The sequence below is a fragment of the Peribacillus sp. ACCC06369 genome (genome assembly GCF_030348945.1).
Taxonomy (GTDB): Bacteria; Bacillota; Bacilli; order Bacillales; family DSM-1321; genus Peribacillus.
Genome location: NZ_JAUCEN010000002.1, coordinates 1,572,305 through 1,591,094, shown reverse-complemented (window position 1 = coordinate 1,591,094; position 18,790 = coordinate 1,572,305). Strand labels below are relative to the sequence as shown.

At 41.3% G+C, this 18,790-nt stretch carries 19 protein-coding genes; all 19 read right to left on the bottom strand.

Features of this window, described 5'->3' with window-relative positions:
• Positions 1-200: 200 nt before the first annotated feature.
• Positions 201-2,969 carry an isoleucine--tRNA ligase gene (gene ileS / locus QUF78_RS08655; RefSeq protein ID WP_289324341.1) on the bottom strand — a complete coding sequence of 923 codons (2,769 nt, stop codon included), beginning with the start codon at positions 2,967-2,969 and terminating at the stop codon, positions 201-203.
• A gap of 393 nt (positions 2,970-3,362) precedes the next feature.
• A complete protein-coding gene (locus QUF78_RS08650; RefSeq protein ID WP_057913479.1) occupies positions 3,363-3,878 on the bottom strand; it encodes a DivIVA domain-containing protein in 516 nt (171 codons plus the stop codon).
• 85 nt (positions 3,879-3,963) lie between these two features.
• Positions 3,964-4,737: a YlmH family RNA-binding protein gene (locus tag QUF78_RS08645; RefSeq protein WP_289324340.1), complete on the bottom strand. Its 774-nt coding sequence runs from the start codon at positions 4,735-4,737 to the stop codon at positions 3,964-3,966.
• Positions 4,738-4,875: 138 nt separating this feature from the next.
• Positions 4,876-5,142, bottom strand: a complete 267-nt coding sequence (locus QUF78_RS08640; RefSeq protein ID WP_289324339.1) for a YggT family protein — start codon at positions 5,140-5,142, stop codon at positions 4,876-4,878.
• A 6-nt stretch (positions 5,143-5,148) separates the two neighbouring features.
• The gene (locus QUF78_RS08635; protein WP_289324338.1) at positions 5,149-5,613 is read right to left on the bottom strand and encodes a cell division protein SepF; all 465 of its coding nucleotides are present in this window, start codon (positions 5,611-5,613) and stop codon (positions 5,149-5,151) included.
• A gap of 21 nt (positions 5,614-5,634) precedes the next feature.
• Entirely contained in the window at positions 5,635-6,306 is a 672-nt protein-coding gene (locus tag QUF78_RS08630; RefSeq protein WP_289324337.1) for a YggS family pyridoxal phosphate-dependent enzyme, read from the bottom strand.
• Positions 6,307-7,134 carry a peptidoglycan editing factor PgeF gene (gene pgeF / locus QUF78_RS08625; protein WP_289324336.1) on the bottom strand — a complete coding sequence of 276 codons (828 nt, stop codon included), beginning with the start codon at positions 7,132-7,134 and terminating at the stop codon, positions 6,307-6,309. It abuts the gene before it with no gap.
• Between the two features lie 55 nt (positions 7,135-7,189).
• Positions 7,190-7,459 carry a YlmC/YmxH family sporulation protein gene (locus QUF78_RS08620; protein ID WP_053345249.1) on the bottom strand — a complete coding sequence of 90 codons (270 nt, stop codon included), beginning with the start codon at positions 7,457-7,459 and terminating at the stop codon, positions 7,190-7,192.
• A 231-nt stretch (positions 7,460-7,690) separates the two neighbouring features.
• Positions 7,691-8,470, bottom strand: a complete 780-nt coding sequence (sigG, locus tag QUF78_RS08615) for an RNA polymerase sporulation sigma factor SigG (protein ID WP_034313871.1) — start codon at positions 8,468-8,470, stop codon at positions 7,691-7,693.
• A gap of 150 nt (positions 8,471-8,620) precedes the next feature.
• Positions 8,621-9,340, bottom strand: a complete 720-nt coding sequence (gene sigE / locus QUF78_RS08610; protein WP_053345247.1) for an RNA polymerase sporulation sigma factor SigE — start codon at positions 9,338-9,340, stop codon at positions 8,621-8,623.
• A gap of 58 nt (positions 9,341-9,398) precedes the next feature.
• Positions 9,399-10,325: a sigma-E processing peptidase SpoIIGA gene (spoIIGA, locus tag QUF78_RS08605; RefSeq protein ID WP_289324335.1), complete on the bottom strand. Its 927-nt coding sequence runs from the start codon at positions 10,323-10,325 to the stop codon at positions 9,399-9,401.
• A gap of 524 nt (positions 10,326-10,849) precedes the next feature.
• On the bottom strand, positions 10,850-12,007 hold the full coding sequence (gene ftsZ / locus QUF78_RS08600) for a cell division protein FtsZ (protein ID WP_289317223.1): 1,158 nt from the start codon (positions 12,005-12,007) through the stop codon (positions 10,850-10,852).
• A 44-nt stretch (positions 12,008-12,051) separates the two neighbouring features.
• Positions 12,052-13,350 carry a cell division protein FtsA gene (gene ftsA / locus QUF78_RS08595; RefSeq protein ID WP_289324334.1) on the bottom strand — a complete coding sequence of 433 codons (1,299 nt, stop codon included), beginning with the start codon at positions 13,348-13,350 and terminating at the stop codon, positions 12,052-12,054.
• Between the two features lie 252 nt (positions 13,351-13,602).
• Positions 13,603-13,968 (bottom strand): small basic family protein, encoded by a 366-nt coding sequence (locus tag QUF78_RS08590; protein ID WP_289317225.1) that lies wholly within the window; start codon positions 13,966-13,968, stop codon positions 13,603-13,605.
• Positions 13,968-14,678, bottom strand: coding sequence for a DUF881 domain-containing protein (locus QUF78_RS08585; RefSeq protein ID WP_289324333.1), 711 nt, complete (start codon positions 14,676-14,678; stop codon positions 13,968-13,970). The genes QUF78_RS08590 and QUF78_RS08585 overlap by 1 nt, the downstream gene beginning before the upstream one ends.
• 42 nt (positions 14,679-14,720) lie before the next feature.
• The gene (locus tag QUF78_RS08580; protein WP_289324332.1) at positions 14,721-15,413 is read right to left on the bottom strand and encodes a DUF881 domain-containing protein; all 693 of its coding nucleotides are present in this window, start codon (positions 15,411-15,413) and stop codon (positions 14,721-14,723) included.
• Positions 15,400-16,182: a cell division protein FtsQ/DivIB gene (locus QUF78_RS08575; protein WP_289324331.1), complete on the bottom strand. Its 783-nt coding sequence runs from the start codon at positions 16,180-16,182 to the stop codon at positions 15,400-15,402. Before QUF78_RS08575 ends, QUF78_RS08580 begins: the two co-directional genes overlap by 14 nt.
• A gap of 138 nt (positions 16,183-16,320) precedes the next feature.
• A complete protein-coding gene (gene murB / locus QUF78_RS08570; RefSeq protein WP_289324330.1) occupies positions 16,321-17,229 on the bottom strand; it encodes a UDP-N-acetylmuramate dehydrogenase in 909 nt (302 codons plus the stop codon).
• Between the two features lie 355 nt (positions 17,230-17,584).
• On the bottom strand, positions 17,585-18,691 hold the full coding sequence (spoVE, locus tag QUF78_RS08565) for a stage V sporulation protein E (protein WP_034313896.1): 1,107 nt from the start codon (positions 18,689-18,691) through the stop codon (positions 17,585-17,587).
• Between the last annotated feature and the right edge of the window lie 99 nt (positions 18,692-18,790).

Below are 18,790 nucleotides of genomic sequence, written 5' to 3'. Positions count from 1 at the left end.
TTGTAGCATAAACTAGAAATAATGACTAATCCGAAAAACAGAAGTCAGTTATCTGTACCTGAAGAATAAAGGGCCGATTGAAAAAAGGCAACATTCCTTATGGAGGTTGTTATACTATCAAAAAAGTTTTTAGCCTTTGCTTATATCATTTCCACCAAAAAGCCGGTCCCTTCATAAAGGGACCGGCTTACCTTTTGGAATTATTGATTCACATAATGCTCTTTAACGACTGTTGCACAACGCGGGCAAAGTGTTGGATGCTCTTCCACGTGACCTACTTCTTTCGAAACATTCCAGCAACGTTCACACGTTTCACCTTCTGCTTTGGTAACAAGAATCGCTATATCCTCAAGCTTCACCGCTTCTGTTGGGGCACTTGCCACATCGCCAGCGATTTCAAATTCGGATACAATGAATAACTGTTCAAAGCTTTCCTTGATGCTATCCAGCAGATTCTTCGTTTCTTCATTAACATATACCATCACTTTTGCGTTCAGTGATTTTCCGATGACCTTCTGGTTACGGGCTTCTTCTAATGCTTTTAGTACATTATCACGGACGTTCATGAACGCCGTCCATTTTTCTTCAATGACGTCAGCACCATCAATGGAAATTGCTTCAGGCATCAATGTCAACTGTACACTTTCTTCCGTTACACCCGGAATGAACGCCCATACTTCATCAGATGTATGCGAAAGGATCGGTGACACCAATTTCGTTAAGCTGACCAATGATTCGTAAAGGACAGTCTGAATGGCTAACCGCTCTTTACCATTTGGTGCTTCACAATAAAGAATGTCTTTTGCATAATCCAGGTAGAACGAACTTAAATCCTGAGTGCAGAAATTATTGACCATATTATAAATTGTAGCAAACTCATAATTTTCATAACTTAGCTTCGACTGGGTGATCAGCTTATTCAATTTAACTAGCATGTACCGATCGACTTCAGGTAACTCCTGGACTGCCACTTTATCGGTTTCTGGATTAAATCCATCCAAGTTCCCTAACAGGAAGCGGAATGTATTACGGATTTTACGGTACACTTCCGAAACTTGTTTTAAAATAGGATCGGAAACCCTGACATCCGATTGGTAATCCACCGAAGCAACCCAAAGGCGTAAAATATCTGCACCAAGTTGGTTCATGACCTTGGATGGCAGGACAACGTTCCCAATTGACTTACTCATTTTACGGCCTTCGCCATCCAATGCGAACCCGTGGCTCAACACACCTTTATATGGTGCTTTGCCCGTAACCGCAACACTTGTTGAAAGTGACGAGTTAAACCAGCCGCGGTACTGATCGGAACCTTCTAAATAAAGGTCAGCAGGGCGCTGCAGGTCGTCTCTTTCTTCAAGTACCGCTTGATGAGAAGAACCTGAGTCAAACCATACGTCCATGATATCCGTTTCTTTCGTGAAGATGCCATTCGGGCTGCCTTCATGTGTATAACCTTCAGGCAGAATGTCTTTCGCTTCACGCTCAAACCAGATGTTCGAACCGTGTTCGCGGAATAGATTTGAAATATGGTTGATGGTTTCATCTGTAATGATCGGCTCGCCATTTTCTGCATAAATGACTGGAATTGGCACGCCCCATGCACGTTGGCGGGAAATACACCAATCCCCGCGGTCACGGACCATATTGAATAAGCGAGTTTCGCCCCAAGCGGGTACCCATTTGGTTTCTTCAATCGCTTCCAGAAGTCCACTTCGGAAGTCTTTGATTGACGCAAACCATTGTGCTGTTGCACGGAAAATCGTTGGTTTCTTAGTCCGCCAGTCATGTGGGTAAGAGTGTGTAATGAACGTCAAGTTCAATAACGCGCCTGCTTCTGTTAATTTTTCAGTAATTGGTTTATTCGCTTGATCATAAAATAACCCAGCAAATTCCCCTGCCTCTTCCGTCATGACTCCTTTTTCATCTACAGGACAAAGTACGTCCAAGCCGTATTTTTGCCCAATGATAAAGTCATCTTCACCATGTCCAGGTGCAGTATGAACACACCCCGTACCTGCTTCAGTTGTTACGTGCTCACCCAACATGATTAAAGATTCGCGGTCATAAAGAGGGTGTTTGGCAACAGCACGGTCCAACTCGCTCCCTTTTACCGTTTTCAGGATAGACGGGTTATCCCAGCCTAAAGTTTCTGTAACCGATTCAAGGAGTGCTTCAGCAATTAAGAATTTGTCATTTTCGACAGCCACTACTACGTAATTTAATTGCGGATGTAATGAGATACCAAGGTTAGCAGGAATCGTCCATGGAGTTGTCGTCCAGATGATGATTTTTACGCCTTCTTCGATTACACCTTTGCCATCCGTGACTTCAAAAGCAACATAGATTGACGCAGAACGTTTGTCTTGATATTCAATTTCAGCTTCGGCTAGGGCTGATTCACTTGATGGAGACCAGTAAACAGGTTTTTTCCCTTTATAGATATAGCCTTTTTTCGCCATTTCACCGAAGACCTTGATTTGCTGTGCTTCATATTCAGGCTTTAATGTGATATAAGGATTATCCCAATCACCACGGACCCCTATTCTCTTAAACTGCTCACGTTGATTATCAATCTGAACATAAGCATACTCTTCACAAAGCTTCCTGAACTCGGCAACGCTCATTTCTTTCCGTTTCACGCCTTTTTTTGTCAATGCCGTTTCGATTGGAAGCCCATGCGTATCCCAGCCAGGTACATACGGTGCTTGAAAACCGCTCATCGATTTAAATCGGACAATGAAATCCTTTAAAACCTTATTCATTGCATGGCCCATATGGATATCGCCGTTAGCATATGGAGGTCCATCATGCAAAATGAATAAAGGGCGTCCTTCCGTTTGTTCCTGCACTTTTTTATAGATGTTCATTTCTTTCCATTTTTCTTGAATTTCCGGCTCACGTTTCGGCAAATTCCCCCGCATTGGAAATTCAGTTTTAGGCATCAATAAGGTATCTTTGTATTCCATCATAAAATCCTCCATCCGTCTTTACAAAAATTCATTCGAACCAATGACTTGATATCCGGCCAAAATAAAAAGCCTTCTCATCCCTGAAAAAAGGGACGAGAAAGCTTAGCTTCCCGCGGTACCACCCTGGCTAGAAAGATCCACAAAGTGAATCCAACCTCTCGAGATTCGTAACGTGAATGAAACGCTTCATTTACTTACTGCAAAAGCAGGTTCAACTCAGAACTCAAGGGTGATCTTCAATATCTTCGCTTATTCCGGGCTTTCACCATCCCCGGTTCGCTAAAAATAAGTGTGTGAAGAATTTACTTTCCCTGTCATCGCCTAATGTCATAATGAATAGTATTGTTAAAAAATTATATGCGAAAAAAGTGTTCAAAGTCAAGGAATCGTTTAAATTTCCTCTTCCACTCTCTCATTTAATTCAATTTCAGTCGCATCTACTTCATAATCCAGAAGATGATCCCAATCGTCATTGTCCAGCAAATCCAGCTGTGCACCGACAAGCATTTTGAAACGCGTCCGGAATACTTTGGATTGCTTTTTCAAATCTTCGATATCCATAGCAATTTTCCTTGCTTTCACAAGTGACTCATTGACGATCCGGTCAGCATTTTTCTCTGCTTCCTTTATGATCAGTTTCGCTTCTTTTTGGGCATTGCGCCTTAATTCTTCGGCTGCTTCTTGTGCGACAATAATCGACTTATTAAGTGTACCCTCAATTGTCGTAAAATGTCCCAAACGATCATATGTCTCGTTTAGTTTATCTTCAATTTCTTTCTTCTCCCTCAAAATCAGTTCATAATCTTTAATGACCTGGTCGAGAAATTCATTTACTTCATCTTCATCATACCCACGAAATACTTTGTTAAATTCCTTGTTATGTATATCTATCGGGGTTAAGGGCATTACGGCACCTCCAGAACGGTTTCTACTCTAGTATGTTAAAACTCTATATTCGACAATAAATGTATGAATCCTGCTTGATATTGAATTATTTTTGTCTGCCTAACGAGATTCTCCACTTATCCTTCTTGGTTTTCCCATCAATTGAAGCTATTTTACATCTGCCAAAACCTCTGATGGAAAGTGTATCACCCTCACGGCATTCTTCCGAGACGTTTTCCGTTTGCTTGAAATTCACCTTTACTTTTCCTGACGTTATCAAGGCTTGCGTATTTTGACGGGACATATTCAGGACGGACGATAGCACACTGTCAAGCCTAAGAGAACTGACGGTGGATACTTGCTCTTCCCATTTTTCGTTAACTTGGATGATATTCCCGATTGGAATCCGTTTGATGGTAACGGAAGCGTTACCTATTTTCTCCAGGTTTCCTGTGAGATATAAATCCATCTCCTCGGCAGCTATAAATTGAATATGCTCCTCCGTCACTATTATATCACCAAATTTTTCACGTTTTACCCCAAGTGACATCAAGGTTCCAAGTATTTGCCTATGTTCAAGCGTAACAAACTTTTTTGGATAGGAGATATCGTATAAGGAGATATTGAAATCCGATGGTTCAGGAGAGTAATAATCAGGGTAAATGAGCACACGTTTTCGCTCTACGTAATCGCTCCCGCCATTAAATTGCAGTTTCGCATCCGGATCATTCCCTAATAAGGATGTAAGAATTTCCTGCTGACGCGGATCAAGGAAATCAGATAGTTTCGGAGCGTAGGAATTTTTAACCTGATCAATCCAATTCATTGCCTGGTCAATAAATTCTTTTTCCTCCGGCCTGAAATGCTGATAAATACTCATGATTGAATAAATGCTCCTTAGCTATCAAGTTAATGGTCGATCATAAGGAATTGATTAACTGGTTCTTCGTTGCTTGCTACTACACAGCGGAAATTCTTCCGACTGTGTAGTAATGATGCATGTCAGGTTAATTGTTGATCATCCTATTAAAGTCTGTAAGTAATTGATTCCGTAACCGCTGGCAAAATTAAGCACCAGCAAGGCCACAAGAGGTGAAAGATCGATCATCCCAAGTGACGGTATGAACTTTCTGAACGGTTCTAAATACGGTTCGCAAATCTTTTCAAGGAATTTACCAATCGATGTCTCCCTTGCATTTGGGAACCATGACATCAATATGTAACCGATTAATGCCATTGAATAAATTTCTATTAAATAATATAAACCCTGAAGCACTAAACCCATTAACCATTACCACCTCGCTTCTTCGTACTCCTCTTCGGCCGCAAAGCCGGTAATATTACCGGAAACATCGACGTTGTCCGGGGTACATAAGAATATATCTGTTCCGATTTTTTGGATATCCCCGCTGATTGCATAGACAGTCCCACTTAGAAAATCGATGATTCGTTTTCCTTGATCATGCTGGATTCGTTGAAGGTTCACAACAACAGCACGTCTGTTTTTTAAATGATCAGCTACTTCCTGGGCTTCTGCATAAGCACGAGGCTCCAATAATACTACTTTAGAAGATTTCTGTACGCTTTGCAAACTTACGATATTCTGATTGGTATTATTCCCTGCAGAAGCGGGCTGCTGCTGTTTACCTGACTTCACGACTTTTGGTTCAGCCTCCTCTTCTTCCATCACTTCATCCTTGTACTCATACTCATCATCCAGAGCGAAATAAGATTTAAATTTTGATACGAACGACATCTATAGCGTACCTCCTTAAAATTATTCGCCTACAAGTGCAGTACCAATCCTAATCATTGTTGCGCCTTCTTCAATGGCAATCATGAAATCATTGGACATCCCCATGGACAATTCAGTGCAGGGGGCATGCTTCAACCCGGCATTTTGTATTTCCACCTGGATGCCCTTCAGTTTCCGGAAGCATTTCCGCAAAACCTGTTCATCATCCGTCAAAGGAGCCATCGTCATCAATCCTGCAACATTCACCTTATCAAAAACAGCTAACCCTTTTATGAAATCCATTGTCGCCTCAGAATTCAGGCCATGTTTCGATTCCTCACCTGAAACGTTCACCTGCACTAAACAGTTTATCGGCTCATTTGCGCGTTTTTGAATTTCTTCCGCCAAAGAAATGCGATCCAACGAATGGATATAAGAAATTTTATCGATGACATTCTTTACTTTTCGTGTTTGCATGGAACCAATATAATGCCAGTGGGGCTTGTCCTTCAGCACTTCATATTTATTCAAAAGCCCTTCGTCACGGTTTTCACCCAAATCAATTATTCCCGCTTCCAATGCTTCATTTGCCCTCTCGACCGAAACATATTTCGTCACTGCGATTAACCTTATATCTTTACGGTCCCTTCCACTATTTTCACATGCTATATTTATTTTTTCTTCGATGTTTTTTAAATTGTCCACTACTTTCACTTACCCTAAATCCTCCTTCCAACCGATAAAACTCATCAATCTACCTGTCTTCCCGTTATCACGGCGATGCGAAAAAAACAATTCATGATCACAGCTTGTACAGTATGATGTAACGTCGATCTGACTTTTTGGAATTCCTGATTTTTGAAGAATCAATGCATTAAGTTGCTTAAGATCTAACTGATATTGACCTTCACTGATTAAATTATATGGCTTTTCGTCATTATCTACCAGCAAATTCTGCACTAAATCCATAACATGATCATCCACTACATAGCACTTCGAACAAATCGAAGGTCCAATAACAGCAAATATCTCCGTTGCCTTTATACCCTTATCTAGCCATGCCTCAACCATTTTTCGGGCAATTCCATTAACGGTACCCTTCCAGCCAGCATGTGCCACCCCTATCATACCATGTGCCGGAGCAAGAAAGTATAAGGGCACGCAGTCCGCATAGCAAAGGGTCAGCAAAACATTTTGATCCTTTGTATAAAATCCGTCAGTTGCTTTAAAGGCAGAATCATAATCCATTGCACCTCTTCCGCCATCGCGGCTGGTAACTTGATGGATATTCGTTTCATGTGTCTGCTCGGCGCCTATCCATTCATTAAGCGGAAACAACAGCTTATCGGCTAAAATCCTGCGGTTTCCCTGGACATCTTCAAGCTTATCCCCGACATGAAAACCGGTATTCAATGTTTGAAAATCCCCTGAACTGACTCCCCCATTTTTTGTGGTGAAGCCCGCTACGAGCTGGAGATTTTGTTGTCTCCAGCTGTCAATGAGCATATATTGGTCTTTTACTAAAACAAATGGCTCTTTCATGCTATAAACCTCTTTAGTTTTAGTCTAGTGTATCATATATTTACGCCATGTACCTTTAAAACCGTTCATCTTTCAGCTCTGCTTGAAATACCGTCTGATGTTCAACAAGAATGACATCTGCACCGATTTTTTTTATTTTGCGCCAGGGAATCACAATATCCTGTTCCCTCCCGAAGAAACCCATTAGCCTTGTTCCATTTGAAACGATGATGGCCTCTATTTTCCCTGTGGCCGTATTGATTTCAAGATCTGACATATTACCTAATTTCTTTCCATCGGCTATATTGACGATATCCTTAATTTGAAATTCGGAAATCCTGGTCATATCACTCAACTCCTCAAAATTTCATCATAGATGAAGGTCCTATTCCTATGTATATGACATGATTCACTCAAGGATGAAGAATACGATAAATAAACGTACATACAGTTTCCGATTCCCTTCTGGAAGGGATTTTCACAAAATAAAAAAGCCGCTATGGATAAGTTGCTGATAAGCGGGTAATCGACATTTTTGCCCTACCCGCTTCAGCTAACTTTTTCTCATGCTCAGCTTCTACTGTTGGATATTTTTATTCATTTGCTTGATTGCCGCTTTTTCCAATCGGGATACTTGCGCTTGTGAAATGCCAATTTCCTCGGCTACCTCCATTTGCGTCTTCCCTTGGAAAAACCGTTTGCGAAGGATCATTTTTTCCCGGTCATTCAACCGTCTCATGCCTTCATTTATAGCTATTTCATCAATCCAGGTACTATCTTTATTTTTTTCGTCACTCAGTTGGTCGAGTACATAAATCGGATCCCCGCCATCATTATAAATCGGTTCAAAAAGTGAAACTGGATCTTGTATTGCATCTAGTGCAAAAACAATTTCTTCATGAGGTACTTCCAACACCTTGGCGATTTCTTCAGCTGTCGGCTCACGAAGGGTCTGACTTATGAGCTTTTCTTTTACCTGCAAAGCTTTGTAAGCGATGTCTCTTAAAGAACGGGATACCCGAATCGGATTATTGTCACGAAGATATCTTCTGATTTCTCCAATAATCATCGGTACAGCATACGTTGAAAACTTAACATTTTGACCTAGGTCAAAGTTATCTATCGACTTCATTAACCCTATACAGCCTACCTGAAATAGATCATCTACATACTCTCCCCGATTGTTGAAGCGCTGAATGACGCTTAGAACGAGTCGAAGATTCCCGTTTACCAGTTTCTCTCTTGCTGAAATATCGCCATCTTGCAGTTCTTTAAAGAGTTTTCTCATTTCTTCATTCTTTAAAACCGGTAATTTTGATGTATCCACACCGCAGATTTCAACCTTATTACGAGACAAAATTATTCCCTCCTCACAGGAGCGCTGTACAAAAAACAGTATTTCCGCGGGAGGAAAAAATATGCACATGGCTAGAACGGAAAATCATCATTATTTTTCAAAATAGCTAACAAAGTATTGATTTAATTGGCATTTAAGCTCTTTATTTTTTTACACCATTTTATTAAATTCTTTTCGAAGCCTCTTAATAATCCTTTTTTCCAAACGTGAAATGTAGGATTGGGAAATCCCCAGCATATCGGCAACATCCTTTTGTGTTTTTTCTTCCCCACCTGCAAGTCCAAAACGGAGTTCCATTATCTGTTTTTCACGTTCGGATAACTGCGTAAGTGCTTTTGTCAGCAGCTTGCGGTCAACGTTTGCCTCGAGGTCCTTCGTGATGATGTCATCGTCAGTTCCAAGGACATCGGATAACAGTAGTTCATTTCCATCCCAATCGATATTCAGAGGTTCATCAAAAGAAACTTCAGAACGGATTTTGTTATTTCTGCGTAAATACATTAATATTTCATTCTCGATGCATCTCGAAGCATATGTAGCCAGTTTAATTTTCTTCTCAGGATTGAATGTATTCACAGCTTTGATCAAACCTATGGTACCAATGCTGATTAAATCTTCAATATTGATGCCCGTATTTTCAAATTTCCTGGCAATATAAACCACCAGCCTTAAATTCCGTTCAATTAAGATCGATCGTGCAGCTTCATCGCCCTTGGGTAATTTATTGATCAGTATTGCCTCTTCTTCCTTTGAAAGGGGCGGCGGCAGTGCCTCACTCCCTCCTATATAAAATATTTCGTCCGTTTTCAATCCGAGCTTGAACAATAGTTTGTACCAAAAATAAGTGAGCCGAAGAATGAATTTCTTCAAAATAATTCTCCCTTCTAATAAACGGATTATGGTTCAAATTTAAGAATGAATCAATGAATCAGGAGGCATTTTGCACCGGTATTCCGGTTAACATTTTCGGGTGAACGATAGATTGATAGCTATTGTCGGGAGAGAGTTGCTGAAAGGTAAACGAAACGAGACCCTGCTTGACATGATATTCTTTTTCCCCTTGAACGATTTTAATGTAATCCGGCTTGATTGCGGTTAACAGCTGATGTTCATGACCCACGACTTTATAAGGGATGACACGCATTCTTCCGGTCCATGAATATTCGGGCTGTACTTCCTGCTTAATCAGGTTATCAGGGTTTTTAAAGAGCTCTAGCATGTCGTTTGGAATTCCTGCTTCTCCGCCTGAAAGAGAGATGATCATCACTGGGGAACGTGTAATCGGATCATATAATTGATTGCCGCTATCCACCAAACCAAGAAACGTACCTTCAAATTCAGAAATTTTAACCGAGACCGAAACCATTTGTTCATGTGTAAGCTTTGTCATCTCCATCCCTTCAAGTGTTCGCTTGGAAAATTGCCAAGCGAGCGGGAACCCAATCATTACAAATATCCAGCTGACAGGGTCACCAAAACGATTGATTCCTGCATATTGACCAGGGTCCTTGGAAACGATTTGAAATTCAAATAGGTAGTGAAGTCCCAGCAGGATACCTCCCGATAAAAACGTCACAAAATATAAAGTGGCCACCGATTTCATAAAAAGTTTTAACCTATTGAACCCAAAGGTTGCCAGCACCATGACCAGGGATACAAAAATCTTCATGTACGCTCGGTCGGCAATTGCATAAAAAGGAGTGAACGCCAATACGATAATGAAGGAACCGATCAGCCCGCCGATGCATACCCGCCAAAGAGCTACCCTACGTTTGAGAATGATGGCGGTCCAATATAAAAGGAGGCAGTCAAATAACCAATTCAATAACCAGATCACATCTAAATATAAGGTCAAACACCCTCCCCTCCTTTTATGAACTAACCTTCCACTAGCAAAAAGTATAGCGTACCTGCCCTTAGAAAGTGTGTCACTTTTTGTACTGAAAAACTTAAGATTTTTTCAGTCATTTTTACCCTTTTTGTAGAAAAACAGCTATTGATATTTTCAATACTGTCTTAGAGACTATCCTGCTCCCTTTTACTACTGTCGATTTATGTTATAAAAGTTTAATAATTTATTGACTCTCTTATCTTGTTACATTTACCAAATATAAATGGCCCGACCCGGTAACCGTAAACGAAGGTGCATGACCAGGAACTCCATCAAGATGCGGAATCGGGCCTTCCACCGAACCGGAGCATTCAGACACCGATCAAGGGTGCAATTTTCCAGATTTCGATTAGCCATTCGATCAGAGTGACAATGCCCGAGAAAACCCCATCATCATTAAGGTCAATGGACACAATAGCATTTTTATGAATTCATTTTTCAGACGACAAAAAACCGTCCCCAAATGGGAACGGCATATGACGTCGATATTAACGGCGTCTATTACGGTTACGGAGGAAGGTTGGAATATCCAAGGCCTCTTCACCTTGATTGGCATTACGTGCAGGCTGTTCATTGACTTCTTCTCTCTTCACTTCACGCTTCACGTTTGACTGTGGCGTTTGTTGTGTCTGAGGTCTTGATTGCTGCTGTTGTCCGAGTGTCGGACGTCCTGTAGGCCTTATTGAAGCTTCAACCTCGTTAAAGCCTGTTGCAATTACTGTAACGACGATTTCATCTTTAAGGTTTTCATTGATAACCGAACCAAAAATCATGTTTACGTCTTGATCGGATGCAGTAGCCACGATATCGGCCGCTTCCTGGACTTCAAAAAGACTTAGGTTCGTACCACCGGTAATATTCATCAGCACGCCTTGGGCACCATCAATCGATGTTTCAAGCAGCGGACTGGAGATGGCTTTTTTCGCCGCTTCTGCTGCACGGTTTTCCCCTGAGGAAATCCCGATTCCCATTAGTGCGGAACCTTTGTTGGACATGATGGTCTTAACATCGGCAAAGTCCAAGTTTATAAGACCTGGAACAGCGATTAAATCTGAAATCCCTTGTACACCTTGACGAAGTACATTATCGGCTTCACGGAATGCTTCAAGCATTGGTGTGCTTTTATCGACGATTTCAAGGAGACGGTCATTCGGAATGACGATCAGTGTGTCAACCGATTCCTTCATGGATGAAATGCCGCCTTGTGCCTGTGTTGCACGTTTTCGGCCTTCGAACGTAAATGGGCGAGTAACTACACCGACTGTAAGCGCCCCTAAATCTTTAGCAATGCCAGCGATGACAGGAGCAGCCCCCGTTCCCGTACCGCCGCCCATTCCAGCCGTTACGAATACCATATCGGCACCTTTTAGCGCTTCTTCAATCTGCTCTTTGCTTTCTTCTGCAGCTTTTTTTCCTACCTCCGGATTGGCACCTGCACCCAAACCGCGTGTAAGCTTCCCACCGATTTGCATTTTAATTTCTGCTTTTGATAGATTAAGAGCCTGTGCATCAGTATTGACAGAAATAAACTCAACACCCTGTACACCATGCTCGATCATTCTGTTTACCGCATTGTTTCCGCCGCCGCCAACACCTATTACTTTTATCGTTGCTAATTGTTCTAAATTAGAATCAAACTCCAACATGACAATCCTCCTATTTTGACGAAATTCCCGATTCTTTATGATTGTTATTCAAAAAAGTAACCCAGGATTTTTTTGAATTTAGATTCACCTTTTTCACCTTGTTTTTTAGCCGTGTTCTCTTTGCTTTTCTGAGAAACCTTCTGGCTGCGCTGGTCGTTATCTTCATGTGCTTGTCCAGCTGCTACAGGGGTTTTATTAGCGGTGTTTTTTTGCATTCTCTCTTTCTTGCATGCATGTTTAATCAGACCAACAGCTGTCGTATATTGGGGTTCCCTTACTCCGATGTAATTCGGCTCAGCTGTCCTGACGCGATTTTGGAACACATATTGAGCAAGCTCCAGGACTCCCGGCATCTTGACGACGCCTCCGGTCAACACGAAACCACCCGGTATATCCTGGAAGCCAAGTCTCCTCAAATCATCTTGAATCAACTCGAATATTTCGGTCACCCGCGCTTCAATGATATCCGAAAGCATTAGCTGGTTGCAGGTCTGCTGCTGGTCGCTGCCGATGATAGGTATTTGAAATACTTCATCTTCAGACGCATCATCATAAAAGGCATGTCCATGCTTTACTTTTATTTTCTCAGCTTCTTCCATCGTTGTCCTTAGAACGATGGAAAGGTCCTTCGTAAGTGTTTCACCGCCTATAGGTATCACAGACGTATATTGTAAATAGCCTTGTTCGAAAATTGCCAGAGTCGTGGAACCTCCGCCAATATCGACAAGTGCAACACCAAGTTCTTTTTCATCCTTGGATAAAACAAGGGAACCTGCGGCTAATGGCTGAAGAGCGATATCTGTTATTTCTAACCCTGCCCTTTCCACACAACGCAGCGTATTATGTAAAATTGTCCGAAGACCTGTGATTAAAATCCCTCTCATTTCCAACCGAACACCTATCATGCCCCTTGGATCACTTATTTCATCAAGTTCATCAACTTTGTAATGAATCGGCACCACGTCGATTATTTCCCTGTCGGATGGTATCGTTATTAACTCCGCTGCTTCCCTAACACGGAAAACGTCATGCTCAGTAATCTCTTTATTTTCACTGGATACCGCTACTACCCCATGACAAGGCTGAAGCGTCACGTGATTTCCGCTTATACCGACGATTACCTTTTTTATCTCCATCCCTATCATCCGTTCTGCTTGCTCTACAGCCTTTTGAATGGATTGGACGGTTTCATCTATACCGACGATCGAACCCTTTTTGAGCCCCTCTGATTTAACATTTCCCACGCCGATTATATTTAATGTGTCATTGACCATTTCCCCAATGATAACTTTTACACTGGATGTACCGATGTCAAGACTTACGTATATTTCATTGCTGTTCATTCCATGGCACCTCCTTCAGTTTTATACATGTATTAGTAGAATAACATTTTTATATCGAAAGACTTATTCATTATAGAATAACAGAACTGATTACAACAGTCATACTAAGCAGTTCATTTGTATTTCCCAAACAGAACTCGTAGATTCCTCACTTTAAGATTCTAATTGTTCGCTTCTCAACTTAACTGATATATTACTAAACTAGATACTGCCATAAACTATTCGTCATTTATAACTTAATTCCCTTTAAAATTAAAGATTTTTTTTCTGCTTTTTCCGGGAAATGGACCATTTTTCAATTAGGATCCTTCTAATCAGGGCGATATTTTGAAAGAGCCTTACGCCGAACACGAAGATTGCGGCTAAATATAAGTCTACACCAAGATGTACACCTAGAAAAGCCAAACCTGCGGCCAAAACAATATTAAAGAAGAATCCTGTTACAAATACTACTTCATCATAAAGATTTTGCAGATGCGCCCGTATGCCTCCAAACAAGGTATCAAAAGCAGCAAGCACGGCAATGGAGAGATAATTTGAATATTCTTGGGGAATATCAAAATCCACCAAAAAACCAAGGGTGATCCCAATTAAGAGTCCAAAAACTGGCAACCACATCACGATTCCCCCCCATCCATAATGGGTTCCATGTGTTCCACATTAATAGCATTTTGGTATGCCGGCAATGTTAATTCACCAGTCGGCACCTTAATCTGCACTTCAAAATTATCTATAAAGAAATCATCCATAAGTTCAGAACCTTCAATGCGCTGCTTAAGTTTCTTTGGATTAACGGTTATTGCCTGCATTTCGACAGGGTAATTGACTAGGGGATATCCGTCCATTTTCGGCTGTCCATTAATATCACGAATAACCGATGTCGATATATACCTTTGCCCTGAAATGGAAATTTCGTCAGCTCCAAACCTATACATTTCATTAATGAGCCGAATTATCAGCACAGGTGAAATATACTCGATTCTCTCACCAAGTAGGATATCTTCTTTGATAGGCTGTATAGACACGATTACCCCATTACCTTTTATTTCAGTCAACCCTGCGTCAGTCTTTAATTCGGTCAGGGTGTCACGCAATACTTCTTCTTTACTCTCATTTTTCTTTGTTTCATAGGAGGCAATTTTCCCCTCAAGCTTACTGATATCCTCAATTAATTCCACCTGGGTCTGCTGTTCTTTCAATAAATCATTTTTCAGCTCCCACATATCCCTTGTATCGGAAATGACAGGCTGATTCACCAAATTGAATTGAATAGCGAGCATGAAGCCAGCAATCAACGTAACCAAACTAAAAGAAAGCTTTTTTTTCATTTCCAGTTTCTCACCAATCTTTCATCGAATCCGGCGATCTAATCACCCTCCAATAATTGGATCAAAAATGATATTCTTTTGTTTTTCCACTGTAAAGATAATATTCTCATTAACCAGCTGTTCCTTAATGCCACCTGGTAAGTCCAGGGAAGCACCCAGGACATCAGGGTCCCCAATCGCAGAAATGGTAAATGGAGCAGGATGCTGATGGCCATCGATTGTGATCACTGGCCCATTACAGATTATGTACGAATTATGATTTAACCTTTGACCGTTAATCGCAACAGCCTCTGCACCTGATATGTATAGTTCATTGACGACCTTGAAGACATGCTGTTCGTGGACCAGGTAGTTATTGACATTGGCTTTTGAGTCCATATCTGTACCATCTTCAAGAGTCACCTGAAGGCCTGTGCCTTTCACTTTCACTTTTCCGAGAAACATCCGGTATTTCTCCGTATCCTTTGCCAAATTGAAAAAAAGCTGCTTTTCCTGTGCTAGGTCCTTTTCTATTTTGGATACATTTTCTTGCTTTTGAAGGAGTTCCTTCTGAAGGTCCCGGTTCTGTTTCTCTTGTTCGATCAATTGTTGCCTGAGTTCATATTCCTGATCCCAGGCTTTGTCCTTCCCTACTCCTTTACCATCTTTGGTCAGATTGTAAGAGAAGGCAATCATAAATCCGAGAACTACGCAAACTAGGGGCAAAACCACCCGTTTGCCATTAATTTTCCTCATTAGTGTCTTCCTTTTGTTCAGCGTCTTCATATGCTTTAAAATAAGAACCCACTTCCAGATCAATGACACCCTTTACATCAGGATCCAACTGGCTGACAATCGATGGATAGTGAATCATTTTTTCGTATAAAGTCCGGCTTGTCGCACTTACCTCAAACCCATCGTTCATAAACATGACGATATGATAGGCATCTGTTTTGGTTGGAGCATAATGAATTTCGGAAATGGCATTCTGAATCTCGACAGGAAGCTTGTCCAATTCTTCTAAAAGCAACTTTAATGCTTTACCCTCTTTGAAACCAATTAAAACCGGGGCAAATACTGGAATTTCTCCTGTTGCTAGCTCCTCCAAAACGGTCCCATTTTCCAAAATAGGGGCAAACTTCCCATTATTGGACAGGTATGCCATCCTATTATGTTCCGAAACCGTAATTTTAATGGCATTAGGAAATACAGGTGTTACCTTAACGCTTTTTATTTCCTGATTCTTTTTGATATTAGCCGCGGTTACCCCTGTATCAACCTTCCAGATGCTTCGATCCTTCTTCACCTTACTCAATTTAATGATCTGCTTGGAAGTAATATAACGATTACCCTCCACCTGCACGGATTTCACATAGCTCAAAGGGGATAAAAAATATAGCACACAAGCAACCAGAATGAAGAAAAGGGAAAGCAAAAGAACAAGCCGCCTGTTTGCTTTACTTTTTCTTAATTGTTTTAATTTCGGGATGCGGTCCTCAATGGAAACTATTTTTCCCTTTTCCATCCCTTTCACCTCTTCCTGAAAAAATGGATGGTTTTTGACACAGTACGAAATCAATCAAACTCAAAATTCGGTTATAAATAAACTTTAAAAGGTAACACATTATATCACAAAATTTGGATATAAAAAATAACTCCATTATTATTTCCGGCCGATAATTTCCACTTCTGTTTCCATTTCAATTTCAAACATATCATACACAGTATCCTTCACATGCTGTATCAAGGCTTGAACATCCGCTGCACTTCCATTACCTGTGTTAACGATAAAGTTCCCATGCATCGGTGAAATCTGAGCTCCGCCAATCGAGTGTCCCTTCAGGCCTGCATTCTCCACCAGTTTACCTGCATGATGCGGAAGAGGATTCCTAAATATGCTCCCGGCACATGGAAGATTATACGGCTGCGTCTCTTTACGGTAATTTTTGTTATTCTGCATTCTTTCAACGATTTCGGTTTTATCACCCTCAGTCAATTGAAAAATTGCTTCAAGTACGATTCCAGGTCTTTTCTTCTGAAGTAGGGAAGTACGATAAGAAAAATCCATTTCTTCCTTAGAAAGCCAAGCTAGGGTTCCATCTTCAAAAAGGACATGTGCCGCCTTGAGAATTTCACTCATATCGGAACCGTGCGCACCAGCGTTCATATAGACAGCTCCGCCGACCGAACCAGGGATTCCACTGGCAAATTCCAATCCTGCATACCCTTTTTTACTGATTTGTACGGACAGGCTGACAAGTGATACCCCAGCCCCTGCTTTAATCTCGGCGCCATTTATCTCAAGATGATCAAGTCCTCTACCCAATTTAAGCACGGCACCTTCAATTCCGCCATCACTTACAAGTAGGTTCGAGCCCCTGCCAATCGCCCTCCATGGTATCCCATGTTCTTTAATGACCTGCATCGTTTTTTCTATATTTTCAATGGAAGATGGCACGATGAATAAATCAGCCGGCCCCCCAATTTTCATAGTTGTATGATTCGCAAGCGGTTCCTGTTCTAGAACTTTGCCGATTTTCATTTCAGTTAATTGCTTTATCACTTTATCCATGATAAACCTCCTTGTTGTTCCAAAAATTCCAAGTTACGATTTTCAATTCCTCTTCCATGAGGTCACTTATTTTAGAAGATTAATAACACCTTTTAAGCAGAAAAATAAACAGAAGCAAGCCCCAGTACGGCCTAACCCTCTTATACTATAGTCTAAACAAAGCTGTATTGCCAATATTTATTGTGGATTCCCCAACATTCATACATGGTAATATTTAAGCGACATTTCAATTATTTCTAAATTCCGGCAAGGTCCCCTCCAAAATCTTTTTCCTGCAAGGGCTTTCAACGTAAAAAAAAGGGAGCCCTGCATTTAACAGGACTTCCCTTTTCTCATATCATATATTTTCCTGATGTCAGAATCTTGAATAACGACTTATATTCAGGAGCACTCCGATCGCCATCAACATTAGTGTCAGAGATGAACCACCATAACTCAAGAGGGGCAAGGTGATACCCGTAACCGGCATCAATCCCGTTACCACCCCTATATTGATCATCACTTGAATGGCGACCATTGCAATGATTCCCACCGCTACAAGGCTCCCATATAAATCAGGGGCACCAAGCGCGATCCGTATGCCCCGCCAAAGCATAAGCGCAAATAACAAAATGACCAGAGAGCCTCCGATGAAGCCAAGTTCCTCGGACAGTATGGCAAAAATGAAATCAGTCTGAGGTTCTGGTAAATAGAAAAACTTTTGGCGGCTTTGCCCGAGTCCCAGCCCGAATAATCCCCCGGGCCCAATTGCATAGAACGATTGAATCATCTGAAATCCACTACCCAAAGGATCTTCCCAAGGATCTAGAAAAGATGTGATCCTTTTTATCCGGTAAGGCGCTGACAAAATCAGACCGATAAAACCAGCCACCCCGATAAGACCCAAGCCGACAAAATGGCTGATTCTTGCCCCGGAAATAAAGATCATGACGATGCAGGTTCCTACCATTACCGTTCCCGTTCCAAGGTCGGGCTGTAACATGATCAATCCAAATGCCAAAAACACTAAACCCAAGGATGGAAGCATACCTTTTTTGAAGGAGGTGATCAGCTTTTGCCGTTCGGATAAAAACTTAGCTAAAAAAGCGATCATCGCTAGCTTCATGAACTCAGAAGGTTGGACCGAAAAGGCACCTACACCAATCCAGCTCCTCGAACCATTTCTCGCCATCCCTATACCCGGCACCAGCACAGCCAGTAACATAATGAAACAAATGATGATCAAAATCTTGGCCCAAGTCCGCCACGTCCAGTAATCCACATTCATGATGAAAAACATGGCTATGACACCAACGCAGGCAAACAGCAACTGTCTTTTTGCAAAATAAAAGGAATCATCAAATTTATATGTTGCCCAAATGGCACTCGCGCTGTAAACCATGATTAATCCAACGGTCAAAAGACTTAAGGTGACGATAATGAGAATGAGATCAGGATTCGATTTTTTTAATGGCACGGACATCCACCTCTAGGAAGTTTTTCGAGCCTGTACGAATAAAAACATCATTGCTGATTGCTTGTCAGCACTTTAGTCAAAAAAAAAGCGATAACGGCTCATTAT

What these genes read in the sequence shown, in the direction of transcription:
- QUF78_RS08585 (WP_289324333.1), bottom strand. Translation starts at nt 14,678, where the DNA reads ATGAAAAAAAAGCTTTCTTTTAGTTTGGTTACGTTGATTGCTGGCTTC.
- QUF78_RS08580 (WP_289324332.1), bottom strand. Translation starts at nt 15,413, where the DNA reads ATGAGGAAAATTAATGGCAAACGGGTGGTTTTGCCCCTAGTTTGCGTA.
- pgeF (WP_289324336.1), bottom strand. Translation starts at nt 7,134, where the DNA reads ATGAAAGAGCCATTTGTTTTAGTAAAAGACCAATATATGCTCATTGAC.
- QUF78_RS08650 (WP_057913479.1), bottom strand. Translation starts at nt 3,878, where the DNA reads ATGCCCTTAACCCCGATAGATATACATAACAAGGAATTTAACAAAGTA.
- QUF78_RS08620 (WP_053345249.1), bottom strand. Translation starts at nt 7,459, where the DNA reads ATGACCAGGATTTCCGAATTTCAAATTAAGGATATCGTCAATATAGCC.
- ftsA (WP_289324334.1), bottom strand. Translation starts at nt 13,350, where the DNA reads ATGAACAGCAATGAAATATACGTAAGTCTTGACATCGGTACATCCAGT.
- QUF78_RS08640 (WP_289324339.1), bottom strand. Translation starts at nt 5,142, where the DNA reads ATGGGTTTAGTGCTTCAGGGTTTATATTATTTAATAGAAATTTATTCA.
- ileS (WP_289324341.1), bottom strand. Translation starts at nt 2,969, where the DNA reads ATGGAATACAAAGATACCTTATTGATGCCTAAAACTGAATTTCCAATG.
- ftsZ (WP_289317223.1), bottom strand. Translation starts at nt 12,007, where the DNA reads ATGTTGGAGTTTGATTCTAATTTAGAACAATTAGCAACGATAAAAGTA.
- murB (WP_289324330.1), bottom strand. Translation starts at nt 17,229, where the DNA reads ATGGATAAAGTGATAAAGCAATTAACTGAAATGAAAATCGGCAAAGTT.
- spoVE (WP_034313896.1), bottom strand. Translation starts at nt 18,691, where the DNA reads ATGTCCGTGCCATTAAAAAAATCGAATCCTGATCTCATTCTCATTATC.
- QUF78_RS08575 (WP_289324331.1), bottom strand. Translation starts at nt 16,182, where the DNA reads ATGGAAAAGGGAAAAATAGTTTCCATTGAGGACCGCATCCCGAAATTA.
- QUF78_RS08645 (WP_289324340.1), bottom strand. Translation starts at nt 4,737, where the DNA reads ATGAGTATTTATCAGCATTTCAGGCCGGAGGAAAAAGAATTTATTGAC.
- QUF78_RS08635 (WP_289324338.1), bottom strand. Translation starts at nt 5,613, where the DNA reads ATGTCGTTCGTATCAAAATTTAAATCTTATTTCGCTCTGGATGATGAG.
- QUF78_RS08590 (WP_289317225.1), bottom strand. Translation starts at nt 13,968, where the DNA reads ATGTGGTTGCCAGTTTTTGGACTCTTAATTGGGATCACCCTTGGTTTT.